Below are 13,498 nucleotides of genomic sequence, written 5' to 3' on the forward strand. Positions count from 1 at the left end.
ACGCTTCTTACGGTTCAGGATGTGTCGAGCGAGCAAGACTGGACCGGGCATACCCGGGGTTCGGCGGCTTACAGTCGCCTGCTCGCCGCGCTGGGGTGCGCGGGCGTCGCGACATTCGCGCAGCTGTACTCGCCGCAGGCGGTATTGCCGCTGATTTCAACGGACTTGGGCGTCGGAGCGGCGAGCGCGGCACTGGTCGTCTCTGCATCCACTGTGGGCTTGGCGCTCGGTGTCATCCCGTGGTCCGCGTTGGCCGACCGGATCGGACGGGTGCGGGCGATCTCGATCTCCGTGACGGTCGCCACCCTGGTCGGGATGTTGGTGCCGTTCGCCCCGTCGTTTCCGTTGCTGCTGGCCGGGCGCTTCGTCGAAGGCGCGATGGTCGGCGGGGTCCCGGCTATTGCGGTGGCCTACCTGACCGAGGAAGTCGACCCGGTCCACGCGGCGCAGGCAGCCGGCACGTTCGTCGGCGGCACCACAATCGGAGGACTGCTGGGACGCATCGTATCGAGCCCGATCGCCGAAGTGGCCGGGTGGCGAGTCGGTGTCTTCACCGTCGCCGTCATCTGCGGTGTCGCGGCAATGGGTTTCGTCAGGTTGGCGCCCGACCCGCGCGGCTTCACGCCGGTACAGCGTCACGACGTCAATCCTGAAGGTGGGCTTGGTCATCGGCTGATTGTGAACCTGCGTACCCCGCGACAACTGGTGCTGTTCGCACAGGGGTTTCTTCTGATGGGCGGCTTCGTGGCGCTCTATAACTTCCTCGGCTTCTATCTGACCCGCGCCCCGTTTCGGTTGGCCCCGTCGGTGGTGAGCCTGATGTTTCTCGCCTACCTCGCCGGCACCTGGGCCTCGTCGCGCGCGGGTGCCGAGGCGACGCGCTTCGGCCGTAAACGCGTCCTACTGGTCTCCGTCGCGATCATGATGGCAGGCATTCTGATGACGTTGAGCGCCAACGTGATTGCTGTCCTGGCCGGTCTGGTGGTCGCCACGGCCGGCTTCTTCGGCGCCCACTCGACCGCCGCCGGCTGGACCGGCCAAGCCGCACCGGTGGGCAAAGCGCAGGCGTCATCCTTGTACAACCTGTTCTATTACGGCGGTTCGAGCGCCATCGGATGGCTGGGCGGAGTCGCGTTCGACGCGCGCGGCTGGGCGGCGGTTGCCGCGACGATTCTGCTGTGCGCCGGTATCGCCGCGACCCTCGCCGCGCTGTTCCTTCATGATGGTTAGGTGCTGCAGAAATCAATCGACGCTGTCGCGGCGGAAAGCATCGGTATCGAGTGGTCGATGTCCGTGCGGGACAACACCGGCCGAGAATTGGCCGTTCTCGATGCCGACCGGGTACTGAACACCGCGAGCGTCGGCAAATTGCTGTTGCTCATCGAGGTCGCACGGCGCTCTGCCGCGGACGACCTCGACGGCGCGACCTTGTTGAGCCGGAGTACCGCGCCCTGGGCCGCGGACTCCGGGCTGTGGCAGCACCTGGGCATCGAGCAGCTGTCGGTCGATGACCTGTGCGTGCTCGTCGCCAGCGTCAGTGACAACCTAGCGACCAACGTTCTGCTCGAACACGTTGGCGTGCAATCGGTCAAGGCCCTCGCCGAATCGCTGGGCCTTGCTCATACGGCGCTGCTCGACTATGTCCGGGATCACCGCGACGTCGCCGATCCGCCGACCCTCTCGACCGGAACAGCCTCGGAACTATCGGATCTGACGAGCCGACTGTCTCGGCGCCAGGTGGTCTCGGAGGCAGTGTCCGACCGGGTGAACGGGTGGCTGGCCACGGGGGTGGACCTGTCGATGATCGCCTCGGGTCTTGGTCTCGACCCGCTCACGCATGCCGCGTCAAGTCGAGTCTGGTTCGTGCGCAACAAGACTGGTGCCGACGAGGGTATTCGGGCCGACGTCGGCACCATCGGCCGTGGCGCGGAAGGATATGCCTACGCCGTCGTCGCGAATTGGGATGTCAATGGAACCGATCGTAGCGCCGCGGCGCTATCCGGCATGCGGGCCGTCGGGATCGCGTTGAAAACCGCGATCGACCGCTCCGCTACTTGAGGTGCAGCGGGACCCCGGCATCCCGGAACACGTCTTGAATCGACTCGAACACAGCACTTTTGGCGGTTCCGGAGTCGCCGAGTCGCTGCCGTGACAGCGCGCTGTGCTGCCACTCGAATTCGAAACGTCCGCGGTCCGGAGTTCCGAATCCGCCCCTCAGACAGTCGGCCAGGGCGTCCAGATTCCGCCCGAAGTACCCGCCGGGCCCGTTGACCGCCGCTCCGATCTCACGGTAAAAGTCACTGGCGGACTTGATCTTCCGGCCGTCGATGGTATAGGTAACCGGCCGGCCGCTGGCCGTGTCGCGTGTCATGGTTGCCCGCCCGCATCCGTGACCAGGCAGAACGAGTCGTAGTGATCGCCGGTGTAGAAGTACTGAGTCGGATGCGCGAGCGGTGTCCCACCGGTTACCAGACGCCTCATCGAGCGGTCTCGGGCGCGAGGCGTGACCACGGTGTACTCGTGGTAGAAGCCGCGACGTTGCTTGGGCAGGTGGCCTTCACGATTGCTGAACACCGCGCCGTCGCTGCGCGGGAAAGGGAACGGGCCGCCCGCGTGAATGCGTTGCACGGTGTCGGCGACCTCGCGCGGCAGCGTGGCGATCGGGCAGGTGTGGTCGCCGGTCCCGCGCGCGGCCGTCGGCGCAGGATCGGGATGCTGGGTGCGCGTCATGAACCATCCGCCTACCAGGACAATCAGCACGCACACCGCGACGAGTGCCCGCCTGCGTCGATCCACCGCCCGAAATGTACCCGACCAGGTGCGCCTTTCGAGCCGAGCCGACATTCGGCAAGATAAGTGATACGCCCGTCTCAGATGGAGGCTCTTCATGGCCCACCCCGCACCTTCGGAAGCGACCGTGGTGGTGGTCGGCGCTGGGATGGCCGGCTTGACGGCCGCCCGGGAACTGCACCGCCGTGGTATCGACGTCGTCGTGCTCGAGGCCGCCGATCGCCTCGGCGGGCGGGCCATGAGCGAACCCACGTCGCTGGGCTCGTGGGTGGACCTCGGCGGCCAATGGATCGGTCACGATCACCACCGAATCATGGCTCTGGCCAAAGAGTTCGACTCGGCTCATTTCACGATGCACACCCAACTGTTACCGAGACTCGTCGAAGGTCCCCGGCGGCTACCGGCACATTCGTTGGCCGGGGCTTTCCTGGTGCTGGCCGGCGTCGAGGCGGTCGCCTACGTCGCAACACCGCGACGGTGGGACAACGCCGCGGTGGAGTCCTGGCTGCGCAAAGTGCCCGGACGCCGCGTGCGGCGACTGCTGGAAGTGCTGGCCTGGATCTCGTGGACGGCCGACCTCGACCGCTTCTCCGTTCGGGCAATGCTCAAGATGATCCGGCTGCAGGGTGGCCTGCACACGGCGATGGCGACGAAGGGTGGAGCCCAGGATTCGCTGCTGGTTCGGGGGGTTGCCTCATTGATCGACGCGCTGGCCGCCGAGCTCGGCCCGAGAGTCTTGCCCGGGCAACGGGTCAGCACGATACGCGCGACGGACGAAGGCGTCGTCGTGCAGACCTCGACCGGTGATATCGCCGCCGCGAAGGTCATTGTCACCGCACCGCCCCCGATGGCCGCTCGCATCACATATGACCCGCCGCTGCCGCATGCCCTTGCCGCCCTCCAACGCGACTCCTATATGGGGTCGGTCTACAAGTCGATCGCGGTGTACGAGAAGCCGTTCTGGCGAGAGCGCAACGGCGGCGAGTTCATCGTGTTGGACCGCCCGGGCCGGGCCGTCTTCGACACCACGCCGCCTGACGGACCTGGGCACCTGTGCATCCTGGTCGCCGGGCCGGAGGCCCGTGAGCTCGATGCACTCGACCCTCCCGATCGCCGCGAGGCCGTGCTCGGCATTCTCGCGCACCACATCGGCCTGGAGGTATTAGAGCCCGTCGACTGGCATGAAAAGGCTTGGCATCGAGACGAATACGCCGGCGGCGGCTATATGGCGGTGCCGAATCCCGGCTCCGCGGCGCACTTCCCGATGCCGTCCGAGCCCGTCGGCAACATCCACTGGGCAGGTAGCGAGACCGCTCACGACCACCCCGGTTATCTTGAGGGGGCAATCGATTCCGGCCATCGAGTCGCCCACGAGGTGATCGAGGCACTGCAGGTGAACCGAGGTGTCCCACGATGAGTGCGACGTTCGACGACTCGAAAGAAGATCTCAAGCGACGCGCCCAGGACGCCATGGACCGGCATTTCGGCGACGCCGGCTGGACGCTACGGCAGAAGCTGGCGCTGACCTGCCGAGCCCTGTTCGACGCGGGACACGATTCGGGCCTAGCCGGGCAGATCACCGCCCGCGCCGAGGAACCGGGCACTTTCTACACTCAGCGCCTCGGCCTGGGCTTCGACGAGATCACCGAGACCAACCTGTTGCTGGTCGACGAAGACCTCAATGTCTTGTCGGGTGACGGAATGGCGAACCCCGCCAACCGCTTTCACTCCTGGATTTACCGGGCCCGCCCCGACGTGCAGTGCATCGTGCACACGCACGCGTTCCACGTGGCGGCGCTGTCGATGCTCGAGGTGCCGCTCGTGGTCTCGCATATGGATCTCACGCCGCTCTATGACGACTGCGCATTCCTGCCGGATTGGCCCGGCGTGCCGGTTGGCAACGAAGAGGGCGAGATCATTAGTGCCGCACTGGGAGACAAGAAGGCCGTGCTGCTGGCGCACCACGGCCACGTGATCGCCGGTGCGAGCGTCGAGGAGGCGTGCTCACTCGCGGTTCTCATCGAACGCGGCGCGAAACTGCAGCTGGCCGCGATGGCGGCCGGCACCGTCAAGCCGCTACCGGAGGAACTCGCGCGCGAGGCGCACGACTGGTCGCTCACCCCCCGACGCAGTCAGGCCAACTTCGCCTACTACGCGCGGCGCGCGCTCGCCCGCCATCCCGACGTGCTGTCCGACTAGGAGACATCCATGACCGCGAAGATCCACGGCATCATCGCCTACCCGATCACACCCTTCGATCGCGACGGGAAGGTGGACACCGCCACACTGTCCACCTTGGTCGAAAAGCTGGTTGCCGCAGGCGTTCACGCAATCGCCCCGCTCGGCAGCACCGGCGAGGCGGCGTATCTCACCGAAGCGGAGTTCGACAGCGTGGTCGACACCACGGTCACCACCGTTGACCACCGGGTCCCGGTGATCGTCGGAGCCGGGGACCTGACCACAGCCAACACCGTTCGCCGCGCCGGCTATGCACAACGCGCAGGCGCCGATGCCGTGATGATCCTGCCCGTCTCGTACTGGAAGCTCACCCCGCACGAGATAGCGCAGCATTACACCACAGTCGCTGCGGCACTGGATATTCCGATCATGGCGTACAACAATCCGGCCACCAGCGGCATCGACATGACCCCCGAACTGCTGGTGGAGATGTTCACCGACATCGACAACCTCACGATGGTCAAGGAGTCCACCGGCGACCTCGACCGCATGCTGCGGATCAAGGAACTCACCGGGGACACGTTGCCCTTCTACAACGGCAGCAACCCGCTCATCCTCGACGCACTCACCGCGGGCGCGAGCGGTTGGTGCACGGCCGCGCCCAACCTGCGGCCGCAACCGTGCTTGGACCTCTACGCGGCAACTCAGGCCGGCGATGAGGACGAAGCCGAGTCCATTTACGACGACCTGTCGCCGCTGTTGCGCTTCATCGTCGCGGGTGGCCTGCCGACCACTGTCAAGGCGGGCCTCAGCCTGCTCGGTACCCCGGTCGGGGATCCGCGGCCGCCCCTGCTACCGCTCGAGCAGCCCGCACTCGCCGAATTGCGCTCCCTGCTGGTGGATTGACTCACCCGAGCGCGGTAACGCCGAGCCGCTCGCAGATCGCGAATACCTCCTCGAAGATCGAGCCGGGCACCGTGAAGGGATCGGTGGCGGACACCTCCGAGAGGTGGGCGGCGACGTCGTCGGCGCTCGGTTCGCTCTCCGGGTCGGCGAGCCATCCCTCGCCGAGCCCGACGAACACCCGCGCGAATCTGCCGCCACAGGCCGAGTAGTTCTGGTGCGTCAACTCACATGCCCGGCTGGCCAAGAACACGACGATGGGCACGACGAGTTCGGGTTTGATCACCTTGGTGAACCCGATTTCCTCAAGCGCCTTCGGGTCGCCGATGGTCTCGGTGACCATCCGCGAAAAGCCAAATGGCAGAACGGTATTGGACTTGATACCGTGCTCCGCTCCCTCGATCGCAATCACGTTGGACAGACCGACCAGCCCGGCCTTGGCCGCGGCGTAGTGAGCTTCGGACGGCTGACCGAACATCCCACCCGACGAGGAGATGAAGACGAAGCGCCCGTAGCCCTGCTCTTTCATCGCTCGGTAAGCCGGCTGACCTAGGTTGAAGCCACCGTCGAGATGAACACGCAGCATGCGGGTCCACTGATCGTGCGAAAGGTCCTTGAACGCAACGCTGTTGAAGATCCCGGCGTTGCTGACCACCGCATCGATACGACCGAAGTTGTCCAGCGCTGCGTCGCAGATCGCCCGGCCGCCCTCCGGGCTGTCGACGGAGTCGTGCGATGCGACCGCGGTACCGCCGGCGTCCTCGATCTCCTTCACGACGGCATCGGCGACCGAGGTGTCCTCGCCGTCGCCGTGCATGCTGCCGCCGAGGTCGTTGACGACGACCGATGCGCCCCGCCTCGCCAGCTCCAGCGCGTAGAGCCGTCCCAGTCCGCGCCCGGCACCGGTGACCACCGCTACCTGGCCGTGCAAGTCGATCATCGTCATCTCTTCGTGGAAACGAACATTTGGTCACACCCAGCCGCGGGGAAACTCCTGTTCAACGCGCCCCCACATCCCAGCGCGCGGCCCGCCGCCGGAACCGTATACGATCACACCAAATCTTTGTTCCAACTGCAACATCCGCTTGCAACGGATCCAGGAGGCGCTGTGAGCGATTTCGAGTCGGTCGACTACTTCACCGACCAGTCATTGGTTCCCGACCCGTACCCGTACTACGACTACCTGCGCTCGTCCTGCCCGGTGCGGCCCGCGACCCCGCACGGCGTCGTTGCCGTCACCGGCCACGCCGTTGCGCTGGCCGCCTACAAGGACCCGGCCTTCTCCTCCTGCGTGGCCGTCGCCGGGCCATTCCCGCCGTTGCCCTTCACCCCCGCGGGCGACGACATCAGCGACCTGATCGCCGAGCATCGCGCCGCGATCCCGATGGCCGAGCATGTCGTGACGATGGACGCCGAGGACCACGCCAAGACCCGAGGCCTACTGAGCAAGCTGATCACCCCCAAGCGGCTCAGCGAGAACGAAGAGTTCATGTGGCGTCTCGTCGACGAGCAGATCGACAAGTTCCTCGCCAAAGGCTCCTGCGAGTTCATGGAGGACTTCGCCAAGCCGCTGTCGATGCTCGTCATCGCGGACCTGCTGGGTGTTCCGGTCGAGGACCACAAGGAATTCCGGGCGGTGCTGGGTAACGAGCACGTCGGCGAATTGGGCAAGGACGACACCGTCGCGCACAACCCGCTGATGTGGCTCGACGACAGGTTCCGGTCCTACATCACCGACCGTCGGCGCGCACCACGCGAAGACGTCCTGACCGAACTCGCCGCGGCGACCTACCCGGACGGCTCGATCCCGGACGTCGAGGAAGTGGTGAAGCTGGCGACATTCCTGTTCGCGGCGGGCATGGAGACCACCACCAAACTGCTCGGCACGGGCATGCGCGTGATGAGCGAGCGTCCCGAGATTCAGCAGAAGGTGCGCGACGACCGGTCGCTGATCCCGGCCTTCCTCGAGGAGTCGCTGCGGATGGAGAGCCCGGTGAAGAGCCATTTCCGGTTGGCGCGCACCAACACTCGGGTCGGCGACGTGGACATCGCGGCGGGCACGATCATCATGTTGCTGCCCGGTGCCAGTAATCGTGATCCGGAGAAGTTCGAGTGCCCGCACGAGTTCCGGCACGACCGGCGCAACGTCCGCGAGCACGTGGCGTTCGGCCGCGGACCGCACTCCTGCCCGGGCGCCCCGCTGGCCCGCGCCGAGGCGCGCATCGCGGTGAACCGGCTACTCGATCGGGCCGCGAACTTTCGGATCTCCGAGTCACACCACGGCACGCCGGAGGACCGCAGCTACACCTACGACCCGACGTTCATCATGCGAGGACTCAGCGCCCTGAATATCGAGTTCGACCCGATCAGCTGAACCGCACGCCCAGCGTTGCCATGCCGAAGATCTTCTTGCCGTCCGATTTCGCGGTGACGATCACGACACCAGAACGCGTCTCGGGGTCCAAAGACTTGATCTTGCCGCCGAATTCGATATCGCAGCCTTCGCGGGCCGACACGATCGCCGGCGCCGACAGCCGCACCGCGTAGCGGGTGACCGAACCGGGATCACCCGTCCACGTCGACGCGAACCCGGCGCCCAGGCCCATGGTGAGCATGCCGTGCGCAATCACGTCGGGCAGGTTGGCCAGCTTGGCGATGTCTTCGTCCCAGTGAATCGGATTGGCGTCGCCCGCCACGCCGGCGTAGTTGACCAGGTCGCCGCGGGTCAGGCGGGCGTGCTTGACGGGTAGCTCGTCGCCGACCTTCACGTCGTCGAACGAGGGTGTGCCCGGCGTGCGGGTCAGACCGCTGTCGGCGATCCGGATCTCGCCCTCGGGCCGAACCGTCTTCTGGTAGTCGACTTCGCCGATCCCGAAGATGTCGACGTCGTGCATCATCGCGTTTTGCACGGCCGACTTGATCGCCGGATCGACATCGGCGGCGGTGACGCCGACGACGGTGGTGTGCAGGGTGTGGACCCGTTCGCCGGCGGCGTCGGTGAAGGTGTTCGTGACGGTGATCAGATCCCGTCCGGCCATCCGGCGCACCGAGGTCAGCTCGACGTCGACCGTCAGCTCGTCACCGGCCACGATCGGTCGGTGCTGTTCGAAAAGCTCTTCGGTCTGCATGTACGTGTCGTAGCCGACCACGATCTGCTCGAACATCAGGCGGTTGCAGGTCATGCCGGGCGTCGAGGTGAACGTCAGCGGGGCGATGAGGTCGGAGTAGCCCAGCTTCGTGGCGGCGTCGACGTCCCAGTGCGCCGGGTGGTAGTCCTGGACCGCGCGGGCGTACTCGCGAAGCTTCTCGCGACCGACCAGATAGGTACCGTCCATCGTGTAGTGATGGCCGATCCGTTCCTCGAGCGCCGGCGATTCCGCAGCTGCAGTCATGAAAAAGACAGTAACGCGCGGCTATCCCACCACTTCGGCGCGTGCCTGATCAGTGGTTCGCCGCGGCCACGGGTCGACCGCTGGTGGTGCTGCCCCAGCTGCTGCGCCATCCGTCGGTATGGAGTCGACGGCTGAGGGAGAGAATCAGGCGGTGATCAACCGCATCCAATCGCTGCTCGGCGTCCAGTACCCCGTCGTTCAGGCGCCGATGACCTACATCGCCCGGGCCGAACTCGCCGCCGCCGTCTCCGAGGGAGGCGGCCTGGGCATGATCGAGACGCTGACCCCCGAAGGTCGCGCCGACCTGCGCCGGGTTCGCGAACTCACCGACCGTCCCGTCGGAGCCAACCTGATGATCCAGGGCTGGAAGAAGGACCCGTCCATCGTCGACGAACTCGCGGCCGCCGAGGTTCGCCACGTCTTCACCTCCGCCGGCGATCCGGCGCTGTTCACCGCCCGGTTGCACGACGCCGGCATGACCGTCATCCACGTCATCGGCTCACTGAAGGGAGCGCTGAAGGCTCTGGATGCGGGCGTCGACGCCTTGGTGGTCGAGGGCGTCGAGGGCGGCGGGTTCAAATCGGCGCTCGGGGCGTCGACGTTGGTGCTACTGCCACTCGTCGCCGACCAGGTCGACCTACCGATCATCGCGGCGGGCGGAATCTGCGACGCCCGGTCCGCGGCGGCCGCAGTAGTTCTCGGGGCCGAGGGCGTGCAGATGGGCACCCGGATGTTGGCCAGCCACGAAGCCGGCGTGCACGCCAATTTCAAGAACGAGATCCTTGCCGCCGGCGACGACGGCACCGTGATGCTGGATCTGCCCGGCAACCCGACGATGCGCGTCCTGCGCACCGGTCTGGCGGCCCGCGTCGCCGCGGCCGAGCCGGGCATCCAATTGCTCGGCCGCATCACCGACCTGTACTTCGACGGCGACATGGACGCCAGCGTCGCCAACACCGGGCAGGTGTCCTCGCGGATCACCGAGCTGATGCCGGCCGCCAAGATCGTCGAGCAGACGTGGGCGGAGATCGAGAAAGCCCTGGGCGACAGTCGATCTCGGCTCGGTCAGTGAGCGGCGAACCACTCCAGCAATAGATCGGCCAGCTTGTCGGGCTGCTCGTCGGGAATCCAGTGCGACACCCCGGGCATGATCTCGAACCGGTATTCGCCGGTCACGTACCGGCCGGTGTTGTACGCCGACTTCGGCATCAGTGCGATGTCTTGGTCGCTCCACACGTAAAGCGTTGGCACCGAGACCTTTTGGTTGATCGCACCGGGGCTGGACAGCGGCATCGCGCGGTACCAGTTGATGGCAGCGGTCAGGGCTCCGGGCTCGCGCATCGCCTGCGCGTCGCGTTCGGCTGCGGCCCGGGATTGCCCGGCCCGCAGCAGTGACTTCACCATGAAGCTCCCGTTGCCGCGCAGCAGGGACCACTCCGGAATACGGGGCAACTGAAAGAGATACATATAGTACGACGCCAGCCCCTGCCGGCTGTTCAGAAATGACTTGAGGAATGCGGCGGGATGCGGCACGGACACCGGCGACACTGTCTTCAGCCGCTCGGGCATCTCGGCGGCCGCGCCCCAGGCCACCGCGGCGCCCCAGTCGTGGCCGACGAGGTGTACCTGCTGCGCGCCGCTGGCGTCGATGAGTGCGCGGACGTCCCCAACGAGTTCGGGGATCGTGTAATCGCGCCGACGGGGCGGGCGGGCGCCCGGCGAATAGCCGCGCTGATTCGGTAGCAGGCATCGATAACCCTGAGCGGTGAGGCGATCGACGACGGCGTCCCAGCTGTCGTTGTGCTGCGGAAAGCCGTGCAGCAGCACCACGACGGGTCCGTCAGCAGGCCCGGCATCGCGGACGTCGAAGGTCAGCCCCTTGTGGGTGTAGTGATCCATCGGCCAAGCATGTCCTATGGATGCGGACCGCGGGGCATAGTGGTGCCTTCCATCGGGTAAGACCGAGCGATGGATGCACATTCTCTGTACGGCCGCTGGATCGATGAGCTGTGGGCCGGAGCAGTGGTTGCGGCTGAGCTCGTGACGGACGACTTCGTCGGGCACTGGCCCGAGCGTGATGTTCACGGGCCCGCTGAACTCGAACAGATCATCAAGCAGACGCGAGACCAAGTCCGCGAGCTGAGCTTCGCCGTGGAGTTGGGTCCGTTTGTCGACGGGGACTTCCTGACCGGACGCTGGCGGGGTACGGGGCAAAGTCCCGATGGCGCAATGTCATTCACCGGAAACGACATCCTGCGTGTCAGCGCCGACGGCCGTCGTATTGCCGAGTACTGGACCGGAACGTCAGCCGGCTGATACGCCGACGCTCCGGCAATCACTTTCGCGGTAGGGGCTGGGCTCGTGCCCGCAGTAGCTGGGCGCCGGGGCCGTCGAGTTCCTCGGCGTACGCGGGACGACCGGCCATGCTCATCACGAGTGCGAGGGTGGACCCGGTCACCACCGCCCCGTCTCCGGCGACGAACGGTCCGTCGTCGGCGCGCAACTGCAGATCGGCGGCGCGGCTGCTACTGGGCACGGCGAAATTGCGGCGGGCGAAGAATTCGGCCACCGCGGTCAGAGCCTCGACACCGGGCGTCCGCTCGAGTCCGAGGGGCCGGCGAATGTCCTGGGCGTGCACGAGCACCTCGCCGAGGTAGGCCGGGGTGTGCGACGACGGCGCGGTAGTGCTCTGGATGACGGCGTGGAACTTGCTCAGTGTGTCGGCGGGGTCGTCGCCACGATGTTCGGCCAGCCGGCGCCGATTGTGTACGTCGGTGCGAAAACGCGCAAAAGTCATGCTGCGCAGCCACTTTCCCTGGCTCGTGCTCGCCGCTGCGGTCAGGTGCGCCACAACCTCCTCGACATTCCAGGCGTCGCACAACGTCGGGTGCTCCCACTGCTCCTCACTCAGGCCGGCGAGGTCGTCCGCCAGCGCCGCCCGCTCGACGTGCACGAGTGGCCACAGGTGGTCGTACCGGGGTGTCATCGGCTGCTCCAGTGGATGTTCGGCGGTACTACCCGGGCGCACAGCGGCTGTCCCTTCGTGTCGGTCAGGCCGAGCGCTCCGACCAGCGTCCCTGACGCCAGGGCCCCGGTCATCACCTCGGCGGGCACAGCGGCGAGCATCAGCTTGGCGCGACGGAACATCGCGAAGTGGCCGGCATCGTCGACCGTGCCCCAGCTGAGGTAGATGAACCGATCGCCCGGTCGCCCGTGAATCTGCGGGCCGCGGATATCGTCGCCGTCCACCGAGCAGTCCAGCGTCCAGGCCGCCGACGCTGCGTCGCCGCGGTGCACGCCCACGAGTTCGTCGCGGGGGCTCTTGGACTGCACGCCGACGTGGATGTTGGCATAGCCGGGAAAGTTGTCACCTGAGCCGCAGTCGCGGCCGGGTAGCTGCGTGCCCTCGATGCGGATCTGCACGCCCTCATTGTTGCGCAGGCGCTAACGGTGCTGAGCATTGAGCGTGTCCGACACCGAGGTCGAGCAGGTTCGCGACATCGACCCGGGATGGCATCTGCTGCTCAGTCATTCGACCAACCTGGCGTGAATTTGACGGCGGCGGTGCAATACTCACTGCGTGGGTGCACGGTCCAGCCCCGGGGCCGGCTCGGCGGACAAGTCGCTGTCTGACGACTTGCGCGAGCGGTTGATCGACGCCGCCTTGGAACTCTTTGTGCGACAAGGCTATGACGCCACCAGTGCCGATCAGATCGCTGCACGGGCAGACGCATCGCCCGCCGACTTTGCGAAACACTTCGATGACGCGGAGGCGGTCTTGGTGTGCATCGTCGACGCCATGTCGCACGCGACCGCCGCCGAGTTGCAGCGTACGTCGAAAGGTGTCGACCCCGAGAGCGCCTTGCTCAGTGCCGGTTCCGCGATGGTGACCGCGATCGTCGAAGGTCGGGGAGCCGTACCGCTCGAGCGCCTCATCGCGCTGGCGCGCATCGTGAGCGCAACCCGCAACCTGCACCGGAAGGTGTCGGCGGCGCGTCGACGGGTGATCGCGCCCGCGCTCGCCGACTGGATGGGCGTCAGCGTCGACAACCGGCGGTTGCAGCGCGCGCTGACGATGTGGTCGGCCGTGACCGCCAGCGCCTACGTCACGGCGGCAGACCTGCCCGACAAGTATCAGCCGCAGCGCGACAGCAATCTCCAGCAGCGGATGATCTCCAACATTGCGCAGAGCTTCAGTGAGGTGATGGGCGATCATCCGCGAAAGCCGGAGTGAC

At 66.4% G+C, this 13,498-nt stretch carries 16 protein-coding genes; 9 read left to right on the forward strand and 7 right to left on the reverse strand.

The annotated features are described in order from the left end of the window. Window positions 1–21 precede the first annotated feature (21 nt). Window positions 22–1,230 (forward strand): MFS transporter, encoded by a 1,209-nt coding sequence (locus tag PT015_RS17930; protein ID WP_285186244.1) that lies wholly within the window; start codon window positions 22–24, stop codon window positions 1,228–1,230. Then, window positions 1,231–2,058, forward strand: a complete 828-nt coding sequence (locus PT015_RS17935; protein WP_285186246.1) for a serine hydrolase — start codon at window positions 1,231–1,233, stop codon at window positions 2,056–2,058. On the opposite strand, the gene PT015_RS17940 is transcribed toward PT015_RS17935, so the two are convergent. Both PT015_RS17940 and PT015_RS17945 read right to left on the reverse strand, forming a co-directional pair. Beyond that, window positions 2,051–2,371: a barstar family protein gene (locus PT015_RS17940; protein WP_285186247.1), complete on the reverse strand. Its 321-nt coding sequence runs from the start codon at window positions 2,369–2,371 to the stop codon at window positions 2,051–2,053. The genes PT015_RS17935 and PT015_RS17940 overlap by 8 nt on opposite strands. Further along, complete coding sequence (locus PT015_RS17945) at window positions 2,368–2,844, reverse strand: ribonuclease domain-containing protein (protein ID WP_390887854.1); 477 nt, start codon at window positions 2,842–2,844, stop codon at window positions 2,368–2,370. The genes PT015_RS17940 and PT015_RS17945 overlap by 4 nt, the downstream gene beginning before the upstream one ends. A gap of 43 nt (window positions 2,845–2,887) precedes the next feature. On the opposite strand from PT015_RS17945, the gene PT015_RS17950 reads away from it, so the two are divergent. The 3 genes from PT015_RS17950 to PT015_RS17960 are packed head-to-tail and all read left to right on the forward strand — an operon-like array spanning window position 2,888 to window position 5,874. After that, window positions 2,888–4,207, forward strand: coding sequence for a flavin monoamine oxidase family protein (locus PT015_RS17950; protein WP_285186250.1), 1,320 nt, complete (start codon window positions 2,888–2,890; stop codon window positions 4,205–4,207). Further along, the gene (locus PT015_RS17955; RefSeq protein ID WP_285186251.1) at window positions 4,204–4,989 is read left to right on the forward strand and encodes an aldolase; all 786 of its coding nucleotides are present in this window, start codon (window positions 4,204–4,206) and stop codon (window positions 4,987–4,989) included. Before PT015_RS17950 ends, PT015_RS17955 begins: the two co-directional genes overlap by 4 nt. Window positions 4,990–4,998: 9 nt before the next feature. Next, a complete protein-coding gene (locus PT015_RS17960) occupies window positions 4,999–5,874 on the forward strand; it encodes a dihydrodipicolinate synthase family protein (RefSeq protein WP_285186252.1) in 876 nt (291 codons plus the stop codon). 1 nt (window position 5,875) lies between these two features. Here the strand turns inward: PT015_RS17960 and PT015_RS17965 are convergent, their stop codons facing one another. Further along, window positions 5,876–6,811: an SDR family NAD(P)-dependent oxidoreductase gene (locus PT015_RS17965; protein WP_285186253.1), complete on the reverse strand. Its 936-nt coding sequence runs from the start codon at window positions 6,809–6,811 to the stop codon at window positions 5,876–5,878. Between the two features lie 168 nt (window positions 6,812–6,979). On the opposite strand from PT015_RS17965, the gene PT015_RS17970 reads away from it, so the two are divergent. After that, window positions 6,980–8,245 carry a cytochrome P450 gene (locus PT015_RS17970; protein ID WP_285186255.1) on the forward strand — a complete coding sequence of 422 codons (1,266 nt, stop codon included), beginning with the start codon at window positions 6,980–6,982 and terminating at the stop codon, window positions 8,243–8,245. Here the strand turns inward: PT015_RS17970 and PT015_RS17975 are convergent. Further along, window positions 8,238–9,263: a fused (3R)-hydroxyacyl-ACP dehydratase subunits HadA/HadB gene (locus PT015_RS17975; protein ID WP_285186256.1), complete on the reverse strand. Its 1,026-nt coding sequence runs from the start codon at window positions 9,261–9,263 to the stop codon at window positions 8,238–8,240. The genes PT015_RS17970 and PT015_RS17975 overlap by 8 nt on opposite strands. A gap of 151 nt (window positions 9,264–9,414) precedes the next feature. Between PT015_RS17975 and PT015_RS17980 the strand changes: the two genes are divergently transcribed. Next, window positions 9,415–10,335 carry an NAD(P)H-dependent flavin oxidoreductase gene (locus PT015_RS17980; protein ID WP_285186257.1) on the forward strand — a complete coding sequence of 307 codons (921 nt, stop codon included), beginning with the start codon at window positions 9,415–9,417 and terminating at the stop codon, window positions 10,333–10,335. Here the strand turns inward: PT015_RS17980 and PT015_RS17985 are convergent. Further along, on the reverse strand, window positions 10,329–11,162 hold the full coding sequence (locus tag PT015_RS17985) for an alpha/beta fold hydrolase (protein WP_285186259.1): 834 nt from the start codon (window positions 11,160–11,162) through the stop codon (window positions 10,329–10,331). The genes PT015_RS17980 and PT015_RS17985 overlap by 7 nt on opposite strands. Before the next feature lie 69 nt (window positions 11,163–11,231). Here PT015_RS17985 and PT015_RS17990 point away from each other — a divergent pair, with 69 nt between their 5' ends. Beyond that, window positions 11,232–11,579: a nuclear transport factor 2 family protein gene (locus tag PT015_RS17990; RefSeq protein ID WP_285186260.1), complete on the forward strand. Its 348-nt coding sequence runs from the start codon at window positions 11,232–11,234 to the stop codon at window positions 11,577–11,579. 19 nt (window positions 11,580–11,598) lie between these two features. Here PT015_RS17990 and PT015_RS17995 read toward each other — a convergent pair whose 3' ends face one another. Next, a complete protein-coding gene (locus tag PT015_RS17995; protein WP_285186261.1) occupies window positions 11,599–12,249 on the reverse strand; it encodes a maleylpyruvate isomerase family mycothiol-dependent enzyme in 651 nt (216 codons plus the stop codon). Next, window positions 12,246–12,686 carry a DUF5990 family protein gene (locus PT015_RS18000; RefSeq protein ID WP_285186262.1) on the reverse strand — a complete coding sequence of 147 codons (441 nt, stop codon included), beginning with the start codon at window positions 12,684–12,686 and terminating at the stop codon, window positions 12,246–12,248. Before PT015_RS18000 ends, PT015_RS17995 begins: the two co-directional genes overlap by 4 nt. 157 nt (window positions 12,687–12,843) lie before the next feature. Between PT015_RS18000 and PT015_RS18005 the strand changes: the two genes are divergently transcribed. After that, window positions 12,844–13,497: a TetR/AcrR family transcriptional regulator gene (locus PT015_RS18005; RefSeq protein ID WP_285186263.1), complete on the forward strand. Its 654-nt coding sequence runs from the start codon at window positions 12,844–12,846 to the stop codon at window positions 13,495–13,497. The last annotated feature ends 1 nt before the right edge of the window (window position 13,498 follow it).

Source organism: Candidatus Mycobacterium wuenschmannii (genome assembly GCF_030252325.1).
GTDB lineage: Bacteria > Actinomycetota > Actinomycetes > Mycobacteriales > Mycobacteriaceae > Mycobacterium > Mycobacterium wuenschmannii.

Bases quoted from the DNA above. Each gene is read 5' to 3' on its own strand.
- PT015_RS17940 (WP_285186247.1), bottom strand. From the start codon at position 2,371: ATGACACGCGACACGGCCAGCGGCCGGCCGGTTACCTATACCATCGAC.
- PT015_RS17945 (WP_390887854.1), bottom strand. From the start codon at position 2,844: ATGTCGGCTCGGCTCGAAAGGCGCACCTGGTCGGGTACATTTCGGGCG.
- PT015_RS17950 (WP_285186250.1), top strand. From the start codon at position 2,888: ATGGCCCACCCCGCACCTTCGGAAGCGACCGTGGTGGTGGTCGGCGCT.
- PT015_RS17955 (WP_285186251.1), top strand. From the start codon at position 4,204: ATGAGTGCGACGTTCGACGACTCGAAAGAAGATCTCAAGCGACGCGCC.
- PT015_RS17960 (WP_285186252.1), top strand. From the start codon at position 4,999: ATGACCGCGAAGATCCACGGCATCATCGCCTACCCGATCACACCCTTC.
- PT015_RS17965 (WP_285186253.1), bottom strand. From the start codon at position 6,811: ATGATCGACTTGCACGGCCAGGTAGCGGTGGTCACCGGTGCCGGGCGC.
- PT015_RS17975 (WP_285186256.1), bottom strand. From the start codon at position 9,263: ATGACTGCAGCTGCGGAATCGCCGGCGCTCGAGGAACGGATCGGCCAT.
- PT015_RS17985 (WP_285186259.1), bottom strand. From the start codon at position 11,162: ATGGATCACTACACCCACAAGGGGCTGACCTTCGACGTCCGCGATGCC.
- PT015_RS17990 (WP_285186260.1), top strand. From the start codon at position 11,232: ATGGATGCACATTCTCTGTACGGCCGCTGGATCGATGAGCTGTGGGCC.
- PT015_RS17995 (WP_285186261.1), bottom strand. From the start codon at position 12,249: ATGACACCCCGGTACGACCACCTGTGGCCACTCGTGCACGTCGAGCGG.